Source organism: Nostoc sp. 2RC, assembly GCF_014222165.1.
Classification (GTDB): domain Bacteria; phylum Cyanobacteriota; class Cyanobacteriia; order Cyanobacteriales; family Nostocaceae; genus Nostoc; species Nostoc linckia.
Map to the genome: position 1 here is coordinate 1 of NZ_JACKZU010000825.1, position 319 is coordinate 319.

Sequence of the window (319 nt, forward strand, 5' to 3'; positions counted from 1 at the left end):
ATACTAGGTGGTACAGGAATATCAACCTGTTATCCATCGCCTACGCCTGTCGGCCTCAGCTTAGGACCCGACTAACCCAGAGCGGACGAGCCTTCCTCTGGAAACCTTAGTCAATCGGTGGACGGGATTCTCACCCGTCTTTCGCTACTCACACCGGCATTCTCACTTCTAAGCGCTCCACATGTCCTTGCGATCATGCTTCGACGCCCTTAGAACGCTCTCCTACCATTGTCCAAAGGACAATCCACAGCTTCGGTAATATGTTTAGCCCCGGTACATTTTCGGCGCAGTGTCACTCGACTAGTGAGCTATTACGCAC

General features: G+C 52.4%; 1 rRNA gene. It reads right to left on the reverse strand.

Annotation, left to right across the window (positions count from 1 at the left end):
• Nucleotides 1–319: ribosomal RNA gene (locus tag GNE10_RS35130) — 23S ribosomal RNA — on the reverse strand; the annotation flags it as partial.